The organism is Planctopirus hydrillae (genome assembly GCF_001707835.1).
In the GTDB taxonomy this organism is placed as follows: Bacteria; Planctomycetota; Planctomycetia; order Planctomycetales; family Planctomycetaceae; genus Planctopirus; species Planctopirus hydrillae.
On record NZ_LYDR01000009.1, the window covers coordinates 1 to 348 of the forward strand.

Below are 348 nucleotides of genomic sequence, written 5' to 3' on the forward strand. Positions count from 1 at the left end.
CCAAACCTCTTGGGGAGTTTGTGATTCGTGGAGAAGTTGCATTCAATATAGGCAAACATTTTTCATACAAACCTGAAGCCATGAGTATGGCTCAAAAAGGATTCAACACCGTCAACTGGCTTGTGGGTATGGACTGGTATGCTCCTGCCGAATGGATGCTGATGGCACAACTTTCGTCGGAAAGCATATTCGGCTACGAACCTTATGTAGCACAGTCCCATCACAGCACACTCTTTACACTCAATGTGTCCAAGAAGTTACTCAACAGTACATTACAGTTGTCCGATTTTACTTATATCGATCTCAATTATGGCGGGTGGTTCAGCCGTTTTGCTGCGGATTATGCAT

At 44.3% G+C, this 348-nt stretch carries 1 pseudogene; it reads left to right on the plus strand.

The features are described from left to right. Positions 1-348, plus strand: a pseudogene (locus tag A6X21_RS01005) (DUF1302 family protein); the annotation flags it as partial.